The organism is Brotonthovivens ammoniilytica, from assembly GCF_025566885.1.
GTDB lineage: Bacteria > Bacillota > Clostridia > Lachnospirales > Lachnospiraceae > Brotonthovivens > Brotonthovivens ammoniilytica.
Genome location: NZ_JAOQJQ010000001.1, coordinates 807,032 through 825,129 on the forward strand (window position 1 = coordinate 807,032; position 18,098 = coordinate 825,129).

17 protein-coding genes are annotated in these 18,098 nt (G+C 43.5%); 3 read left to right on the forward strand and 14 right to left on the reverse strand.

Annotation, left to right across the window (positions count from 1 at the left end; genetic code table 11):
* Window positions 1–5 precede the first annotated feature (5 nt).
* The 4 genes from OCV88_RS03710 to OCV88_RS03725 form a co-directional block, all read right to left on the reverse strand.
* Window positions 6–932 (reverse strand): oligopeptide/dipeptide ABC transporter ATP-binding protein, encoded by a 927-nt coding sequence (locus tag OCV88_RS03710; RefSeq protein WP_158424242.1) that lies wholly within the window; start codon window positions 930–932, stop codon window positions 6–8.
* A gap of 35 nt (window positions 933–967) precedes the next feature.
* Window positions 968–1,792: an ABC transporter permease gene (locus OCV88_RS03715; RefSeq protein ID WP_158424243.1), complete on the reverse strand. Its 825-nt coding sequence runs from the start codon at window positions 1,790–1,792 to the stop codon at window positions 968–970.
* On the reverse strand, window positions 1,789–2,784 hold the full coding sequence (locus OCV88_RS03720) for an ABC transporter permease (RefSeq protein ID WP_158424244.1): 996 nt from the start codon (window positions 2,782–2,784) through the stop codon (window positions 1,789–1,791). Before OCV88_RS03720 ends, OCV88_RS03715 begins: the two co-directional genes overlap by 4 nt.
* A 77-nt stretch (window positions 2,785–2,861) precedes the next feature.
* A complete protein-coding gene (locus OCV88_RS03725; RefSeq protein WP_158424245.1) occupies window positions 2,862–4,469 on the reverse strand; it encodes an ABC transporter substrate-binding protein in 1,608 nt (535 codons plus the stop codon).
* Between the two features lie 287 nt (window positions 4,470–4,756).
* On the opposite strand from OCV88_RS03725, the gene OCV88_RS03730 reads away from it, so the two are divergent.
* On the forward strand, window positions 4,757–5,413 hold the full coding sequence (locus OCV88_RS03730; RefSeq protein ID WP_158424246.1) for a YczE/YyaS/YitT family protein: 657 nt from the start codon (window positions 4,757–4,759) through the stop codon (window positions 5,411–5,413).
* Between the two features lie 36 nt (window positions 5,414–5,449).
* Here the strand turns inward: OCV88_RS03730 and OCV88_RS03735 are convergent, their stop codons facing one another.
* From OCV88_RS03735 to OCV88_RS03760, 6 genes are all read right to left on the reverse strand, one after another.
* A complete protein-coding gene (locus tag OCV88_RS03735) occupies window positions 5,450–5,767 on the reverse strand; it encodes a type II toxin-antitoxin system RelE/ParE family toxin (RefSeq protein ID WP_158424247.1) in 318 nt (105 codons plus the stop codon).
* A gap of 3 nt (window positions 5,768–5,770) precedes the next feature.
* Complete coding sequence (locus OCV88_RS03740; protein WP_158424248.1) at window positions 5,771–6,037, reverse strand: type II toxin-antitoxin system Phd/YefM family antitoxin; 267 nt, start codon at window positions 6,035–6,037, stop codon at window positions 5,771–5,773.
* Between the two features lie 224 nt (window positions 6,038–6,261).
* Window positions 6,262–7,665: an FAD-binding oxidoreductase gene (locus OCV88_RS03745; RefSeq protein WP_158424249.1), complete on the reverse strand. Its 1,404-nt coding sequence runs from the start codon at window positions 7,663–7,665 to the stop codon at window positions 6,262–6,264.
* Window positions 7,666–7,667: 2 nt separating this feature from the next.
* On the reverse strand, window positions 7,668–8,861 hold the full coding sequence (locus OCV88_RS03750) for an electron transfer flavoprotein subunit alpha (RefSeq protein WP_158424250.1): 1,194 nt from the start codon (window positions 8,859–8,861) through the stop codon (window positions 7,668–7,670).
* A 14-nt stretch (window positions 8,862–8,875) separates the two neighbouring features.
* Window positions 8,876–9,664, reverse strand: coding sequence for an electron transfer flavoprotein subunit beta/FixA family protein (locus OCV88_RS03755; RefSeq protein ID WP_158424251.1), 789 nt, complete (start codon window positions 9,662–9,664; stop codon window positions 8,876–8,878).
* Between the two features lie 267 nt (window positions 9,665–9,931).
* The gene (locus OCV88_RS03760; protein WP_158424252.1) at window positions 9,932–11,050 is read right to left on the reverse strand and encodes a uroporphyrinogen decarboxylase family protein; all 1,119 of its coding nucleotides are present in this window, start codon (window positions 11,048–11,050) and stop codon (window positions 9,932–9,934) included.
* Window positions 11,051–11,306: 256 nt separating this feature from the next.
* On the opposite strand from OCV88_RS03760, the gene OCV88_RS03765 reads away from it, so the two are divergent.
* On the forward strand, window positions 11,307–12,755 hold the full coding sequence (locus OCV88_RS03765) for a PucR family transcriptional regulator (RefSeq protein WP_158424253.1): 1,449 nt from the start codon (window positions 11,307–11,309) through the stop codon (window positions 12,753–12,755).
* 10 nt (window positions 12,756–12,765) lie between these two features.
* Complete coding sequence (locus OCV88_RS16115; protein ID WP_416795178.1) at window positions 12,766–13,092, forward strand: LysR substrate-binding domain-containing protein; 327 nt, start codon at window positions 12,766–12,768, stop codon at window positions 13,090–13,092.
* A gap of 245 nt (window positions 13,093–13,337) precedes the next feature.
* On the opposite strand, the gene OCV88_RS03770 is transcribed toward OCV88_RS16115, so the two are convergent.
* The 4 genes from OCV88_RS03770 to OCV88_RS03785 form a co-directional block, all read right to left on the reverse strand.
* Entirely contained in the window at window positions 13,338–14,810 is a 1,473-nt protein-coding gene (locus OCV88_RS03770; protein WP_158424255.1) for a UbiD family decarboxylase, read from the reverse strand.
* Window positions 14,811–14,940: 130 nt separating this feature from the next.
* The gene (locus tag OCV88_RS03775; RefSeq protein WP_158424256.1) at window positions 14,941–16,890 is read right to left on the reverse strand and encodes an oxidoreductase; all 1,950 of its coding nucleotides are present in this window, start codon (window positions 16,888–16,890) and stop codon (window positions 14,941–14,943) included.
* 176 nt (window positions 16,891–17,066) lie between these two features.
* Window positions 17,067–17,483: a hypothetical protein gene (locus OCV88_RS03780; RefSeq protein ID WP_158424257.1), complete on the reverse strand. Its 417-nt coding sequence runs from the start codon at window positions 17,481–17,483 to the stop codon at window positions 17,067–17,069.
* 3 nt (window positions 17,484–17,486) lie between these two features.
* The gene (locus OCV88_RS03785) at window positions 17,487–17,915 is read right to left on the reverse strand and encodes a SufE family protein (RefSeq protein WP_158424258.1); all 429 of its coding nucleotides are present in this window, start codon (window positions 17,913–17,915) and stop codon (window positions 17,487–17,489) included.
* Window positions 17,916–18,098 lie beyond the last annotated feature (183 nt).

An 18,098-nucleotide genomic window follows, 5' to 3' on the forward strand; every position in this document is an offset into this window, starting at 1 on the left:
CCTTTTTATTCCGCGCAGAGACATCTCACCAGACCGCCGCGGACCATTCGATTCTGCACGTCTTTTTTGCAGTCTTCTTTCTGCATGCTGCACTGTTTTACGAAGGGGCATCCACGGGGTAATTCCTTAACATAAGGCTGATTTTCCTCTATAAACTGAAAACCATTTCTGGGCATTGCCCGCCAGAGGGCTTTTGTGTACGGATGTCTCAGCGTTTCTTCCTGTTCAAAGTCTTTTACCGAAGCTTCTTCGATGGTAGTGCCCGCATAAAATACAACAATCTTATCTACTGTTTCCAAAGCAAGCTCCAGATCATGGGTAATCACAAGCACAGCCGCCCCCTGAGCCGCCAGCTCTCGGAAATGTTCCATTGCTCTCTTTGCCGCTCTAAGATCCAGTCCCGGCGTTGGCTCATCTGCAATCACCAGCCGCGGACTTTCTATCATAGCAGTTGAAATCAGAACTCTCCGGTTCATACCCCCGGATAATTCAAAGGGATATAGAGTTTCCACCTCAGGTTTTAGATCATAGCGGTTAAAAATTTCCTGTAATTTCTTCTTTTTCGTCTTGCTTTTATCTCCTTTGCAGATCTGAGAGCCAATCTGCTTTAAGGGATTCAAATAGGAAATACTCTGTGGTACTATCACAATCTCACTGCCTCGAAGTTTTTTCAGCTTTTTCTCTGTAAGCTTTTCACCACAGTAGCTGATCTGTCCGCCCATAGATGCATTGTAAGGCAAAACCCCCATTACACCGTGAGCCAGCAGGCTCTTTCCAGAACCGCTGGAGCCTGCTACAGCAACCACCTCCCCGGCATGTACCTCTACATTCAAATCCCGGATCACAGGAAGCTCCACCTGACGCAGTCCCCTTTCGTATTGAGTAAATGTAATATTCATATGTTCAATCTTTAAAACCGGATGTTTCTTCATCTATCTTCACCTGCTTCTTATTTCGTTATTGATCACTACTCATGAAAACTTCCCGGATCCAGCAGTTTTCTTAAATTTTCTCCGCCTTTGAAAAATAAAAGAACCGTTACTACAAGAAAAATTCCCGGAAACAAAGCCAGCCACCACTCCCCGGTAATCAGATACCGCATGGATTCTGACAAAATATTTCCAATGGCCGGCTGATCAGAAGACAGCCCAAATCCCAGAAAGGTAATACTTGACTCATGCAGTATGGCGTGAGGAAATAAAAGAACCAATCCCACGACAAACTGTGGCAGCAGATGCGGCAGCAAATGTTTTTTTATAATATACCATCTGTTTTTGCCAAGCTTCCCGGCAATTAAAATATAAGGGCTTTCTTTTAACTGCAGCACTTCCGCCCGGATCAGCCTGGCCAGTGACGGCCAGTGTGTCAGGGCAACCCCCGCTACTACGCCGTACATTCCCCGTCCTAAAAACACGGAAATTAGTATTAAAAGCAGAATATGGGGGATTCCCATAATCAGATCTATAAGAAAAGAAATCACACAGTCCGCCGTCTTCCCAAAAAGAGCCGCCGCGATTCCAAGAAGAAGCGCCAGACAGGCACTGACACCTGCGGCTAAAATCCCAATAAAAATACTATTGGACAGCCCCTTTAATGTCCGTACCAGCATATCTCTTCCCAGCCAGTCCGTTCCGAATATAAATTCCTTACAGGGAGCCAGGTTTTTCCTGGAAAAATCCGTTATTTTTGCTGCATCTGTTCCCAGCACTCCAAAGATACATACTCCGGCCAGAAACCCGGCAGAACAGAGCACGCCAAATATTACCATTTGTCTCCGATTCCATCTTTTCATCTGAGAACGCCCCCTCTTCTGATCCTTGGATCAATGGTTCCATAAATCAGGTCCGCTGCCAGATTTCCGCCAAAAACAAAAACTGCACTTACAACGGTAATAGCCATCAAAAGAGGCAGATCACTGCCAAGTCCCGCTGCCACAGCCGCCTGCCCAAGTCCCGGATAAGAAAACACCTGCTCTACCAGTACAGAACCGCCGAATATTTCACTGATAGAAGCAAACTGCAAGGTCACAGCAGGAAGAAGAACATTTCGGAACCCGTTATTTTTAAACAGCTTCATTCCCTGTTCACCCCTCATTCTTGCAAACAGGACATACTCGCTTTCCATAATATCCGCCATTTTTTCTCTTGTATGAAGGGCAATGTTAGATACCCCGGTGATGCTTAGTGTTACTGCCGGCAGAACAGCATGATATATGCGGTCTAAAAAGGTCACCTGATCTGCTTCCACCCCAATAGGGACGCTCAATCCCATGGGAAAAATCTGCAGCCAGACGCCAAACACCAGAAGAAGCAGCAATGCCAGCCAGAATACCGGCGTGCTGGATATTACCATACAATATCCTTTGATCACTTTATCTATCAGTTTTCCCCTGTTCATACCGGCTGTAACTCCAAGTGCAAATCCGGCAATACCCGAAACAATCCATGCAATTACCATAATAAATAGAGAGTTTTTTAATTTCACACCGATAACTTCTGCTGCCGGCTGGCGGTACAGCAGAGATGTTCCCATATCCCCTCTGATAAAATCCTTTGCCCAGGACAAATACTGCTGTACCGGAGGCGTATTCGTCCCCCAATATTCTTCCAGCTTCTCTTTTTGTTCCCGGCTCATGCTTCCAAGGGCCGTCTGGCCTACATTTGCCTGCAGGGGATCAATGGGAGATGCCTTCATTAAGCCAAACGTAACAATACTGACGCATATCACAAGCAGAAACATTCGAATTATTTTTTTTATAAGATATACCGGCCTGTTTCTTTTCATGACTGCTCCTTTCATCATATCTCCCATGACTGTCCGCCCTTACATCTTCTGTTACTTTAAGCTGCAGAAAAAAGCTTTTAATCCCAGGACCACTGATCTACATTATTAATGATGGACCATCCATGCCCGTGAGGATGTATTTTCTGTTCCGCAATCTTTAATCCGTCTCTGACAAAATACAGATGTTCTACATTGCAAAGCCAGATCCAGGGAATATCCCCCTGCTGGGTTACTCCTGTGTTCTGGTCCCACTGGGCATTCTGCCAGAGCTTATAGGACTCCTCCAGACTGTCTGCGGCCAGCGCCGCATCCATATACTGATCTACAGATTCGCTGGCATAAGGGGACAGCTGGGCAAGTCCGGTATCCGAATCCGTATGATAAATGTTGTAAAGCTCCATGGGTGTGTGCGCTCCCCAGCCCCAGATCAGCGGCTCCGACTGAGCGCGGTCATAGGCGGTATCCCATCCCACGCCTTCTGTTTTTACTTCAATTCCAAGCTTCTTTAGCTGATTGGCTGTATCCTCCGCCAGAGCCTGGCGCACGGAATCCCCTGTGGAAAACATCAGAGTAAAGGAAGCTCGAACGCCGTCTTTTTGCCGGATACCGTCGGCGCCTGTTTTCCATCCTGCCTGATCTAACAGCTGCTCCGCCAGCTTTGGATCATACGAAACTTCACTGGCACTGTTGTACCACGGCATTTTATCGCAGACACTGTAGGCAGCGGTTCCATATCCATTTAACACATTTTCAATCATTTCCTCACGGTTGATTCCGATGTTGATAGCTCTGCGCACATTAATATCAGAGGTAAAAGCATTTCCGTATGTGACCCCGTCTTTTTCCACCGGTTCTACAGCCGGCAGATTAAATCCGCGGTTATCCACACTTTCTACTTCAAAAAGCTGATATCCGTTTAATTTCTGATCAGCATAGGAAGCCGCTGTATGAGCCACATCTGCCTGCCCTGCCATAGCTGCCGCCAGGGCCGCATCTTCTTCCATAAACAGTACCGTAACCTTCTTTATTTTGGGCTGTTCTCCATAATAATCCGGATTGGCCTCAAAAATCACCTGCTGGCCTTTATCCCACTGTTTCATAATATAGCGTCCGGAACCCACAGGATTCTGTCCATAGGCTTCACTGTATCCGTGCTCCGGCACAATCCCCACAACCGCCATAGTATAAGGCCAGATGGAAAACGGCCGCTCCATCTGAAATTCTACCGTCACATCATCTACTGCCACCGCCTGCTTTAACATTGTAAAATCATTAACGGAACTGTTCTTTTTGCAGTTATTATAAGTAAATGCCACATCTTCAGCCGTCAGAGGCTCACCGTCAGTAAACGTGACATCATCCCGGATTTTAACAGTCCAGGTAAGGCCATCCTTGCTGACACTGTAATCTGTGGCCAGATCTTTTCCAATTTTTAAGTCGGTGGTTGTTGTAGTCAATGTGCTTTGAATCAAAGGTTCGTGAACATGTTCCCCGGCGCCCCAGCCGTAAGCCGGATCAAACCCAGACTCCGGCTCTGACGTTGTTGGCATAGTAACTATAACCTCATTCTTTGCAGCAGCCTTCCCGGCGCCGTCTGTCTGATTTTTTTGCTGCCGGCCGCACCCTGCCAGCAATCCAGCTGCCAGCATCAGCGTACACATAATACTGAAAATCCTTAGTCTCATTTTCATCTTCCCCTTTCATCTGCTGTCAGTATATCATTGCAGATTTTACGCGGCAAGCCTCCCCGGCGGATACAAATTCCGAAATTGACATCATTATTTTTATCTACTATAATATTTTTTAGTGTCAGTCTGGTGCTGCATTTCTTTAAAAAATCCCAGAAAAACAAAATTTTCTGCTTTAGCAGCAAAAAACAGCACCCAAATATGGATGCTGTTTTTTATCTATGAAAAAATGCATTTCCTTACTGATTCTATTTAAACAAATAACTTAAAAGAAAGGACCTCCAATGAACTCTGTAGTCATTCATAAAAATACTATTAAAAGATATCTGTTTTTATGCCTTGCGCTTATTGTCATGGCTTTCGGGGTTGCTATGTCTATCAAAGCTAACCTTGGAACCTCACCTATTTCAAGCTTTCCCTTTGTGCTGAGTCTGCTTACACCGCTGTCAGTGGGAAAGGCTACCATTTTACTTCATTGTACTCTGATTGCTTTACAGATTCTGATTCTCCGCAGACGTTACCGCCCCGTTCAGCTGATACAGCTTCCGGTGGCTTTTCTTTTTGGTTATCTGACCGATTTTGCAGTCTGGGCCCTCCAGGGAGTTTCTTATACTGCTTACTGGCAGCAATGGCTCCTTTGTATTGCCGGCATTTTTCTGGTTGCCGCAGGCGTCAGCCTTGAGGTAACAGCTGACGCCGTAACACTGGCCGGCGAAGGCTTTGTACTGGCAGTCTGCCAGGTGCTTCCCATTAAATTTGGAAATATGAAAGTTGCTTTTGACGTTACTCTGGTTGCCGTCTCCTGCCTTTTATCTGTTTTGTTTACTGCAAAGCTGCAGGGAGTCCGGGAAGGAACCGTTGCCGCTGCAGTTTTTGTAGGCCTTCTGGCCCGGCAGTTCAATAAACCGTTACATACCTGGTTTCAAAAACATCTGGCCTAAATGCCTTATGTGGATAAGGCAGTAAATATGCTGTTGTTATTTGATAAGCCAACTGTAATCCTTGCGACAGTCAAGGATATATTCTACATAGACCGTATCATCTTGAATCTGGTAGAGGACAAGATAACACTTTTCAATGAACATCTTATGATATTTATTTGGAGTGATATACAATTCCTCAAAGAAAGGGAAACGATGCGGCATTTGACACAAAGAACGCATTGCGGTCATAAGCTCTTTTTTCTTTGTCGCTGCTACCTGCTTATTGACCTGTGCCATAAAGCGGATATGCGTTCCTAACATTCTTTTTGCTCTGTCAGAAACAATTACTTTATACCTGCTGTTTGATACCATACGCTATCCCTCTGCAATCACTTCATCAAGATAAGCGTCTAATTCATCAAGCGTACAGCCGCATCTTCCTGCAAGCCTATCTTCCTCTACAGCAAGCAGTTCCTCACGGAGCTTCAGCATTTTTTCCCTGCGGTTGTAGGTTTCAATGTCCATAACCACTAAATCACCCTCACCGTTCTTGGTAAGAAAAATCGGTTCTTCGGTCTTTCGGCACAAATCGGCAATCTCGTTATAGTTCTGACGGATGGCTGCGGATGGACGAATATTCATAACGATACCTCCTTTGCTGACTTGGATAGTAGTATTCTATACATATTATATCCGTTTCATACAATGAAATCAACAGATTCAAAAAAGTTTACAAATACACCATTCTGAATCAACGCCAGACAGCCTGTTCCATATATAAAGATCAGATCATTCCTTTACTGATTTCCTCTGGGAGTACAGGGGGAAAATACCTGTCCTGAACCGGAATCAGACGTTTCACCTTTTTACACCTGTGCAATCTTATGGGGATTTAAAATATTTTTAGGGTCAAATGCCTGTTTAATTTTGTTCATCAATTGAAGATCAACGGATGGCAGAGACTCTTTTAAATATTGTTTTTTCGCATAACCAATGCCATGTTCTCCGGACACCTGGCCGCCTAGTTCTTTTGCTTTTTCATATGCTTTGTCCATGGCTTCGTTTAAGCGGTTCTCCCATTCCTGCTCATTTAACTGATCTTTTAAAATATAAGCATGAAGATTTCCGTCGCCTGCGTGGCCAAAGCTCTTAATCCTTATATTTACGTCCTTCTGAAGGTCATGCAGATATGTTACCATCTCATTGACACGGTTTCTTGGAACAACCACATCTACTTCATCCATATAAGTAGTTGAACCTTTGATTGCTTCCAGAAAAGCGCCCCTTGCTTTCCAGATAGACTCCTCTCTTTCTTCCGTATCGGAAATCAAAACATCTAATGCGCCCTGTTCTAAGCAAAGCTTTGCCACCTGATCATAGGTATTTTCGATTTCTTCTACTGAGTTTCCGTCAAACTTCAAAAGCAGATATGCATCCGCCTGATGATCCGGAAATGCCTTTCCAAGATATTTTTCCGCATCCATGATGACTTCTCTCTGCATAAACTCTATAGCAGTTGGAATTGATTTGGATTTTATAATTAACGGCACTGTATCAATGGCCTGCTCCAGGGTCGGGAATGGGATCAGAAGACTGATCACTTTCTTTGGCAGGGGCAGCAGTTTTAAAATTGCCTTTGTAATAAATCCAAGGGTTCCCTCAGAACCAATCATTAAATCTTTCAGGTCATAACCGGAGCTGTTTTTTACAACTTTTCCTCCAAATTCTGTAATGGTTCCGTCCGGAAGTACAACCTCTAGTCCACGGACATAGTCTCTTGTCACCCCGTATTTTACTGCACGCATTCCGCCGGCATTAGTGCTGATATTCCCGCCGATGGTAGCAGATTTTTCGCCCGGATCCGGCGGGTAAAAGAAGTCATGGTCTTCTACATAAGCTGACAGTTCCATTAAAAGGACTCCAGGTTCCACGGTAATGGTTAAGTTTTCCTCATCCAGTTCCAGAATCTGATTCATAAGACTAGAGTCAATCATAATGCCGTGTTCCATAGCGACAGAAGAACCTACCAGACCGGTTCCTGCGCCTCTTGGAGTAACCGGAATTGTATGTTCATAGGCATACTTCATAATTTTAGATATTTCTTCTGCACTTTTAGCCCTTACAACTACATCCGGATAACTGCTTGTTCCGCTTAATTCATCATGACTGTACTCCTCATTAATGTCACCATTTGTCAGAACACGCTCGTCATCTCCAATCACCTGTCTGATATATGTAATATCTTTTTCATCTACTTTTTTGTATCCCATGATTATGCCCCCTTCTTCTCTTTGATTTTGGCAATCAGCTGTGGAATGACTTCATAGAGGTCTCCGATCATACAGTAGTTGGCAGTTTTAAAAATCGGTGCTTTTGGATCTTTATTTATGGCAAAAATATTGTCTGAATGATTCATTCCCGCCACGAACTGAATGGCACCGGATACACCACAGGTAATAATCAATTTCGGTCTGACGGTCCTTCCGCTTAATCCAATCTGATATTTTGCATCCATAAAGCCTGCTTCAACCATCGGTCTGGTACATGCAACCTGTCCGCCAAGCTCATCCGCCAGTTCCTGGAGCATTTTCAAATCCTCTTCTTTTTTCAGTCCCCGCCCTGCAACCACAAGGACATCAGCGTTTTCAATAAACTGCTCCTTTGGTTTCTTTGCAATATCAAGCACATCTACATTGGTTTTCAGCTTTGCCGGATCTATCGTACAATCTATAATTTCACCATAAGCATCTTTCTGACGATTTGGCGCATTCATAATTTTATATCGAACGGTTGCCATCTGGGGCCGATGATTTGGGGTTTTAATATGAGCCATAATATTTCCGCCAAATGCAGGACGAATCTGAGAAAGATCTGTATTTTTATCCATTTCAAGAATCGTACAGTCTGCAGTCAGGCCAGTACGGACTCTTGCCGCAACCCTTGGCGCCAGCTGACGGCCCACCGTTGTAGCTCCTACAAGAATGGATGACGGTTTGATTTTCTCAATAAAATCCGCAAACGCTGCTGTATACGGTTCTATTTTGAAACGGTCAAGGGCCGGATCATCATATACGAATACTTTATCTGCCCCGTAATGCAAAATCTCCTCACTTTTATCACGGATACCGCTTCCCAGAAACAGAGCGTACACCGGCTGGTCTGATACCTCTGCCATTTCTTTTGCTTTTCCCAGCAGTTCGTAAGTAACCGGATGAATCACGCCGTCTACATGGTCTACATATACTGCGAGCCCCTTCCATGCACTTTTATCTATCTGAGGCTCTTTTTCATCATCTATATACTCTACCGCACCCTTAGGCCCTTTTTTCACACAAAGCCGGCACATCCGACAGGCAGCTGTAATTTCTACTTTTCCATTTACTTCTTCCATTGCGCCAAAAGGACAGATTTTCATCAATTCCTGCGCATTTGGTATTTTATCCTGATGAACAACTAATTTAGCCATATCTTTCCGTCCTCCTATACAAACTTCAATTCTACAATTTTGTGGAACAATTTCTCTGCCAATACTTCACCGGAATCATCCCACACCTCTTTTTTATCATTGGATTCCGGAGGAAAAATCTTCTCTACCTGAGTAGGAGAACCATTCAGTCCATAATGATTTTCATCTTTATCCACCATATCATCCAGAGACAGCACTTTGATTTCCCGGTCTTTGGATGCTGATTTCTTTACATAAGAAGGAAGCCTTGGCTGAAAAATATCTTTCTCTACAGTCAGCAGGCACGGATATTTTACTTTTACAACTTCCACTTCACCTGGAAGATCCATGTCAACCGTAATATCCTTCTCACTTACTTCTTTTATTCTAAGTACATTGGATACACTTGGCACCTTTAAATCTTCTGAAATCTCCGGGCCAACCTGAGCAGTATCACCGTCTGTAGTCTGCTTTCCGCATAAAATCAGATCAAATTCTCCCCAGGCCCGAATCCCCTGAGCCAGTGTATAGCTTGTTGCAAGTACATCCGCACCGCCAAATCTCCGATCTGAAATTAAGACGCCATGATCAGCCCCCATGGCATAAGCTTCCCGGATTACCTGTTCTGCCTGAGGCGGTCCCATAGAAATTACATCTACTGTTCCCCCTGTTTTTTCACGGATTCGAAAGGCGGTCTCTAGTGCATACAAATCATATGGATTCATTTTAGATTCCGCACCGTCTCTTTTTAATACGCCTGTTACAGGATCTACCTCAACCTTACTGCTTGCCGGTACCTGTTTGATACACACAAGAATTCTCATACTTTTGACTTCCTTTCAGATTTAAAATAGTTAAGTCCCTCACAATTGGTAGTACCAATTGAGCTATGATAAAAACTTCAGCAGTAACTGAAGCTTTTATTGGTCCTACCAATATTCTATATATTTACTATAGGATTAGCAGACTGCAATGTCAATAGTTTTTTGAAAAAAACATCGCTTTTATTTCATGAGTCTGCCCCTTTCCAAAAGCTTTTGTTTCTTCCGGAAAGGGGCACTTTTATGGTAGTCTCTAAAATAAGAAATCTTCTATTTTTTTAGTGAATTTCCCATTGCAATTACATTTTCCAATTTTGCGTTCATGGGCACTTCACATCCGGAGCCAAGCATCACACCGCCTTTTAAGCAGATGTCGGTAATCAGCCCCTCACAGTATTCCGATACCTCGTCCGGCGTTCCATATGCCAGCATTGCAGCAGGAACATCTCCTCTCATACTCTGCCAGCCTTCTAATACTTCATATGCCTTCCGCATATCGGTATCTCCGTCAAATTCAAAGTGGACACTTCCCTTTGGAACCTGTTTGAAATATTCAAGCATCGGCAGCCAGTTTCCGTCTGCGTGAACCACAGATGTAATTCCTTCTGCCCAGAATGCGTCAATCATCATTTTTAATCCCGGCCAGCAAAATTCCTCAAAAGAATCCGGAGATACAAAGGTAGCGCTGGATCTCATAGCATAGATTCCCACACGGCTTCCGTGAATCTGCTTAATGGTTCCCACAGCCTGGCCAATCACAGCCGGGGTGCTTGCCAGAATAACCTCTTTTATTTTTTCAGGATAATCAAAGAGGTCATAACAAAACTCCTCCATGGTATGAGACTGTGACAATGTATCAAAAATCGGCGCACATGCGGTATGGGATAACGGCGCAATTCCCTGAGGGATAAAATGCATTGCCATTTTTCCCATATTTTGTCCCATCTGGTCAAAACGTGCAAACAGCTGGCCCGGATCCATATATGGGGGGTTCTGAATTTTGCAGAGCAGCTCCCCGTTCCAGTTCTGCCAGCCCATTTTCAAAATTCGGTCATATTCTTCACCGTCCTGCAGTGCAAACTGATCGGTCTCTACAAACTGATACAGCGCATTGTCATCCAGATCTTTTCCCGGAACGCGAACCGGCAGCCCCATAATAAATACAGTATCCTGAGTAGCTGTACACATCATAACATCTGGTTTTCCTACTTTTCCAAATGTGATATCCAGTGCTTCTATATTTTTATCTACACTTTCCATCATATCTTTCTGAGAAATGCCGGAACAGGTACCTGCCCAGGTCATGATCTGCGGAAAATATGGAATCTCACTGCGAGCCTTTGGCTTTTCCATCCGCAGCATTTTCTGAAGTTTTTCTTCTGAATTCATAATAAATACCTCCTGCCATATATTTTTCTGATTTTATTTCTGACTCACATTTTGACTTTGATAATCTTTTTTTGTTCTTCTTTATTTCACCACAAAATCCACATCACAAAAACATATATTTCATACAATTAGACAATTATTTTTATTGTATTTTCGTTTAAAATATACTAATCTATAGATAGTTACTGTATTTTATCAAATTTATCTTCATTATTTTTCTATAACATATATACAAAAGAAGCAGGAGACTTTTATTATGAAACTCAGTATGTGGATATTTGCCGGCTGGCTGAAGGAGTTCCAGCCAAAACCGGATATACAATTAAATTTATTTGAAATTGAAGCGGTACGTCTTTTTTCTTCCGATGTAACACCAGCACCCAACACCATGTATATCGGCCGGCTCTGTGACCTGTTCACCAATGGCAATGACCGTGTGATTTGTGTTCACAACAATGATGTTTTACGACTGAATACTTCTGAGCTGGATGCTGTCTTAAATTGTGTACTGAATGCCCTTGCCTTTTATACAAGCTGGGACAATACTATGATGAACCTTTTGACTTCAGGAGCCATGCTGCAGGACCTTGTGGATGCCTCTGAAGATGTTCTTAACAACCCTTTGTTTATTCTGGATTCCGGTCAGAGACACCTTGCCCACAATCAGAAATATCAAAAAGGGGACGTGGATGAACTCTGGGATTACCTTCTAGAAGAAGGCAGCTGCCATATGGACTTTTTGATTCAGTTTAACCAGTTTGATCCCCAGCGCCTGACCAGAAAAGGAATATATTCCTATGATCAGCCTGTCTTTCCCAACAACGCCTATCATTATAATTTTCTTCAGGAAAATAACTTTTTCGGGTCTGCTACTTATATTGATCTGAGTAATAACGTATCACAGGATAAAATTGATTGTTTTAAACTGTTTTGCAATTACATAGACCGATGGTTTCAGATTCATATTCAGGAACAGCAGTCCCTGATACTGGATACACAGATTCACGCTGCAATTTCTGATGCCCATGGGGACAGCGATGATCTGTGCCGCAGACTGATTCTATATGGATGGCAGGAAACAGATCCCCTGATATTCTTTAAGCTTGACGCGCCTTATCAGCCTTTTAACATCAATAAACATCTGTGCCATACGCTGAATATGAATTTTTCAAATCTGTATGCCATTACCACAGACCTCTCCATCTGTCTTCTCTGTAATCTGAATATATGTACACTGGAGGAAACCAAAAAGAGCCTGCTGCCCTGGCTGCAAAGCAGCAAATACTATGCAACAGCAGGCCAGCCGTTTTTTATGAAAGAATCTTTTTATAATCACTATCAATATGTATCTAAAACTTCCGAATTTGTCCAGAAACAAATCGGACAGATTTACGACGGAAAACAATATGCATTTCCATATATTCTGTCAGAAATGCATCATACCATTCTGCCGGATATTCTGCATCCGGTACTGGAAACACTGAAAACCTATGATACCACACATCATACTGAATTTTACGAAACGCTCTATGTTTACCTGAAAAATGACCGCAGCATAGCAGATACTGCAAAAGAAATGAATCTCCACCGCAATACTCTTATTTATCGGCTAAAGCGGTTAAAGGAGCTGACAGACAGCAGTCTGGATGATTATATGGCTCGTCTTCATATACTTCTTTCTTATGAAATTGAATTTTCAAAATGATACCTTTTTTATGCTTTCTGAACTGGATTCCACAATCCCATATTCTTATACTCAGAATCTATTTAAACAGCACAATTTCCATCCAGCAGAAATTATAAAATACAATCAATCAGAAACAATATTGATGATGGTCCATACAAATTCAGGAGTTTCACTGCTTTCTGAATTTGCTGCTACTGACCAGTTTGAGGACATTATTGTCAAACCTTTAAGGGAAACTACACCTCTTTATCTTGAGCTTGTGTGGAGAAAAAACTCCTGCACATTTTATCATACAGAATTTATAAAACGTCTGGCAGAAAAATACAAACAAGGAAATCCAGAGACAAATTGTTAAGGACTTTTTCATCAAATTCACAAAAAACTACAAATTCCCAGTGTGAAGCATTATTCTGATGTGGAAGAAGCCCTTCGGGAGTTGAAACGATGACGCGAGATATTATCTGGACGACCAAGCTCAAAAAAGAACATTCTCATAATAAAAGTCCGGGATGAAAACCCTTCTTTTATTATATGAGAATGTTCTTTTATTCAGCCGCAGGGATTGCGATTTGATACTTACGCTCTCCCCTTTAACTAATCTTATGAAAATCCATATTCTTTCCAGTGATCAATTACATGTTTCTGCAGTTTTTCAGGATAACCACGGAAAGAAGCTTCCACCGGGCGCATTTCTTTGGGCCAGCTGTGGAATGGTGTCAGGCAGTTGTAGATTACTCTTGTAGATACGGATTCGCTCTTTTCCTTGGGGCTTAAATATGCCACCAGCGGGAACATATACTGATCCGAAAAGGCAATTCTCCGATCCGGATGATGTCTTGTGGCAATGGCCCATACAAGCTGCTCCAAGTTGGCCGGATCAATGTCATCATCCAGTACGATAACTTTTGGAATATAAGAACCGCCTCTGGATGCAAACACCGCTTTTCCAATATCCAGGGCAAGCTTTTCATCATCTTCTGTGGTACGATTACGGTCCACGGTAACTACAAACCAGTGGGCTGCACATTCCATAGGAATAAAGCATTCTTTAATGGGAAAATCCAGTTTCTGTATTTCATACTGGATGCTTGCTGCGATATTCAATCCCCAGTTGGTATGATTTTCTTCCGTGGGCACTCCGGCTACACAAAGAGGCATAATGGGATTATCCCGGTAAGTCATAGCAGACACATTAAAACATGGCACCTGTTTATGACGGCCGGACCAGACATATCCGCCGTATTCACCCATTGGCCCTTCCTTTAGCAGCTCACTGACAGATGCCAAGCCTTCGATTACAATTTCGGTGGAAGCCGGGACCAGCAGATTATTGGTTTCACATTTTACTACATCCACAGGCTCTCCGTACCAGGCTCCCAGTATATCTCCTTCATTTAAACCGGAAGGCAGCGGATACCCCGCAGCCATAGTAATGGCCGGATCTACCCCCAGGCACAATGCAAAAGGCATATCCTGTCCGATCTCCTGCCACTGGCTGAATATTTTCCCAAAGTCCTGGGTGGGAATAATCACGCCGGCAATGGTTCTGGGGCCGTCCAGCATAGCCCGGGTAATGGCCCAGTTGGTCCAGGAACCGTCCGGTGTCTGAGCAATGATAATACCGTAAGTATTAATGTAACGCCCCCCGTCGCCTTCATGAATCAGAGGAATCGGCAGCTTTGTAAGATCTATCTCCCCTTCGGATAATTGATTCTCTTTGCAGGCTCCCGTTTCTACGGTCCGGGTGGGTACCGGTTCCATATCTGCAAGCTTCGACCAGACTCCAACAATCTGCGGACCGCTCATATCAATGGGAAGCCCCAAAGACAGCGCCAGACGTTTAAACGGGTGTCTGGCATCTGTGCTCAGCCCCATGGGCGCGCCTAAAACCCGAAATCCCGGCGTACAATCCTTCACATTAGAAAAAAGCGGCGCCGGTGCATGAAGATCATACACTCTTCTGGTAATAGCGCTCATTTCGTAACGCCAGTCCACTTCTTTTGTTACTTCCACAATCTCATTCTGTTCCTTTAAAACATCCACGTATTCACGAAAACTTTTGATTACATTCATGCTTCACCCTCCTGAAATACCTTCCCAAATTTCATTGCTGCATAAAACCCCTGTTATGTAAAAACGTAACGTTTCCTACATCTGATATTTTTATTTTACGCCTAAAAAAAACGGATGACAAGAACAGATTTCATAAAATATCCAGCGCCGCATGATAGCCCTGATATACCGCATTTGTAATTGTAGACACCTTCCGGGCATCGCCGATCACAGCCGTATATGGAGCTGCATCTTTTAATTTCTCTACGCATACTTTTCTGGAGCGCTGTCCCAGAGCACAGATCACAGAAGTTCCGGGTACCAGATATGATTTTCCATTGTTATCTTCACAGATCACTCCCTCTTTTGTCACTTCCATCCCCCGGCAGCCGGTATGAACTGTCACATATTTATCAATTTCTGACAAAAGAAGCGGCCGGTGGCGGACATTGGCATCCGGTGCAAGCTCCTCTTTCATTTCTACCAGATGAACCTCTTTTCCTTCCATTCCCAGATGTACTGCACATTCACATCCGGCCAGTCCTCCTCCCAGAACAACTACCTGTCCGCTGATGTTTTCCTGCTTCTGATAATATTGATTTACAACAACTACCTGTTTTCCATCCAATCCGGGGATATCCGGAACAATGGGTTCTGAACCTACTGCGATAATCAGTGCATCCGCCTGCTCCTTCTGCACATACGCCTCCGTAACTTCCGTATTCAGACGGATTTCCACTCCGGACTGTCTGGCAAGAAATTCATACGTACGTCCCAGCTCATACATTTCCTTTTTAAAAGGTATCGCCTGCTCACTTTTTAATATTCCACCCAGTTCAGACTCTTTCTCGCAGAGAATGACCTGATGCCCCCGTCTGGCGGCGGTATATGCCGCATACAGTCCACCTGGTCCTCCTCCGGCAACCAAAACCTTCCTTTTTACCGGAGCGGGAACAACTTCCGTCCCCTCTAGCTCTCTTCCAATCAACGGATTTACTGTACATCTTCTTGTAGCAGTCACTGCCCGTTCTGCCATACAGGTAAAACATCTCAGACAATGAACAATTTCCTCTTCGCGGTTTTCTTCTATTTTTCTTGGAAGATATGGATCTGCCAGCAGAGCCCTTGCCATATAAACAATATCCGCCTGACCGCTGGCAATAATTTCCTCCATCTGACCGGGATCATTGAGAGCTCCAATGGTTGCCACCGGAACAGATACATGCTTTTTTACAGCTGCAGCCAGATATACATTCGCGCCATGTTCTTTAAACATAGACGGGTGCGTATCACCAAACCCCCGCTGATAAGTTCCGGCAGATATATGGAGCAGATCTACATAAGGTTCCAGCATCTGAGCAATTTTAATTCCTTCTTCAAGATCATAACCTTCCGAAAACAATTCGGAACCACTCATGCGAAATTCAATGGGAAATTTCTCTCCCACCTGTTTCCGGACAGAAATCAATATTTCAATGGCAAGACGGCACCGGTTTTTTAGGCTTCCTCCGTATTCATCTGTCCGCTTATTAAAATAAGGCGACAAAAACTGATTGATCAGCCATCCATGTCCCCCGTGAATCATAATCATTTCAAAACCTGCCCGTTTCGCCAGAGCAGCTGTTTTTCCGTATGCCCCGGTAATCTCATCTATCATTTCCTTTGTCAGACTTTTTACCCGGATGCCGTCCGGGCGCACAGTATCCGAAGGCCCCCATTGATTCAATTCATGCTGTCTGCTTTTATCTGTCATATAAGTGCCTGCATACATGCCAGAATGAGACAGTTCCAGGCTTGGAACTGCCCCATGTCTTTGAATTGCATCTGCGGTATAAGCCGCACAGGCAATGGAATTTAAAATACTGGTATCCAGATGATATGCATGAGAACCATCTGTTTTAGGGTGCACCATACATTCGCTGACGGTGACAGCCCCCGCCCCTCCCTTGGCACGCAGTTCATAAAATGCGGTAGATTTTGGCCCGATACATCCATCGTTGGTAATATCCGTTCCTCCCATGGGTGCGGAAAACATGCGGTTCTTAAAGGTAACCCCTGCAAGTGTAACAGGGCTGCACAGATTCGGATACTTTCGTTTCATAGCACTCTCTCCTTCCTGACGGCTTTGATTCCGTTTTTTTTATTTTCTGCACATCACTTTTAATTTTTACATGTTTTTACTATACCATATCAACTGCCCGGATATAGTGCCTTTACGCAGATTTTTTATGTTTTATTTTAAGATCAGCTTTCCTTTCAGTCTGCGCCGCCGTGTTTTTACTGTAAAGCTTCAAATACATAAGCAGAAAGCTCTTTCAGATTCGTTACTTTGGCAAGCCTTTCCGGTGAAGGGCTAAGCTCTAGATCTTTCTGAACAGCATACAAAAGCAGCACCTTTTTCGTAGATTCAGAAGTAGCATGATCACAAGGCGTTGCCTGGTCAAGATTCCGAATCACATCTTTATCCAGTTTCATTGTTTTTGCCAGACTCAAAGCTGCCAGTTCTTTTAAATCTTCGGCTTCGCAGTCAGGGGGCAGCAAAAACTTTGATAATACGTAGTTTCTTACATGTTTATATATAAATTCCAAGGTTGGATTTTTTTCTTTCTTAATTTGCTCTACCTCTTCTAAAGTGGCTTTTTTAGCTGCTGATAATAATTTTATAACCAGCTTTTTTCTTTCTACAATATCCATTCCCTATGCTCCTTTCTTTTTTCCGGCAAAGTTCTGAATATTTTTTATTACCTCATGAATTCCATGAAAACGGTCCGTGGAAATCTGTGTTTTTAAGTTTGTCTCTTCAATAAACCGGGGGGTATAACAGACGATTTCATCTGCCTTACGTCCATTGAGCAAAGATACAATTACCGCCAGCATTCCGCGGATAATCAGCGCTTCACTGTCCGCCTGCACATAGATTCTGCCATTGTCTTCAGATAACAGCAGCCAGACTCCTGACTGGCACCCATGTACTTTATTTTCTTCTGTTCTTAGTTCTTTTGGAATATGAGGCAGGTCTGAGGATATTTCCAACAGATACTCATATTGCAAAAACCAGTCATCCAACAGATTTAGATCATCCATATAGGTTTCTTCCAACCGGGTAATTGTTAATGCTTCTTCCATTTTGCAAACATCTCCATCGTTTTTCAATTAGCTGCCCAAAACGGCCGTCAGTTTTGGATGCAGTTTTAAAACTTCTTCCAAAATTTAAGATACGGCTTACTGTCCGGACAGGGAACAGCACAAAAGACTGCTCCCTGTTCCTGACAAAATCTATGTATGGATAAAAATCCAAATGATATTCCG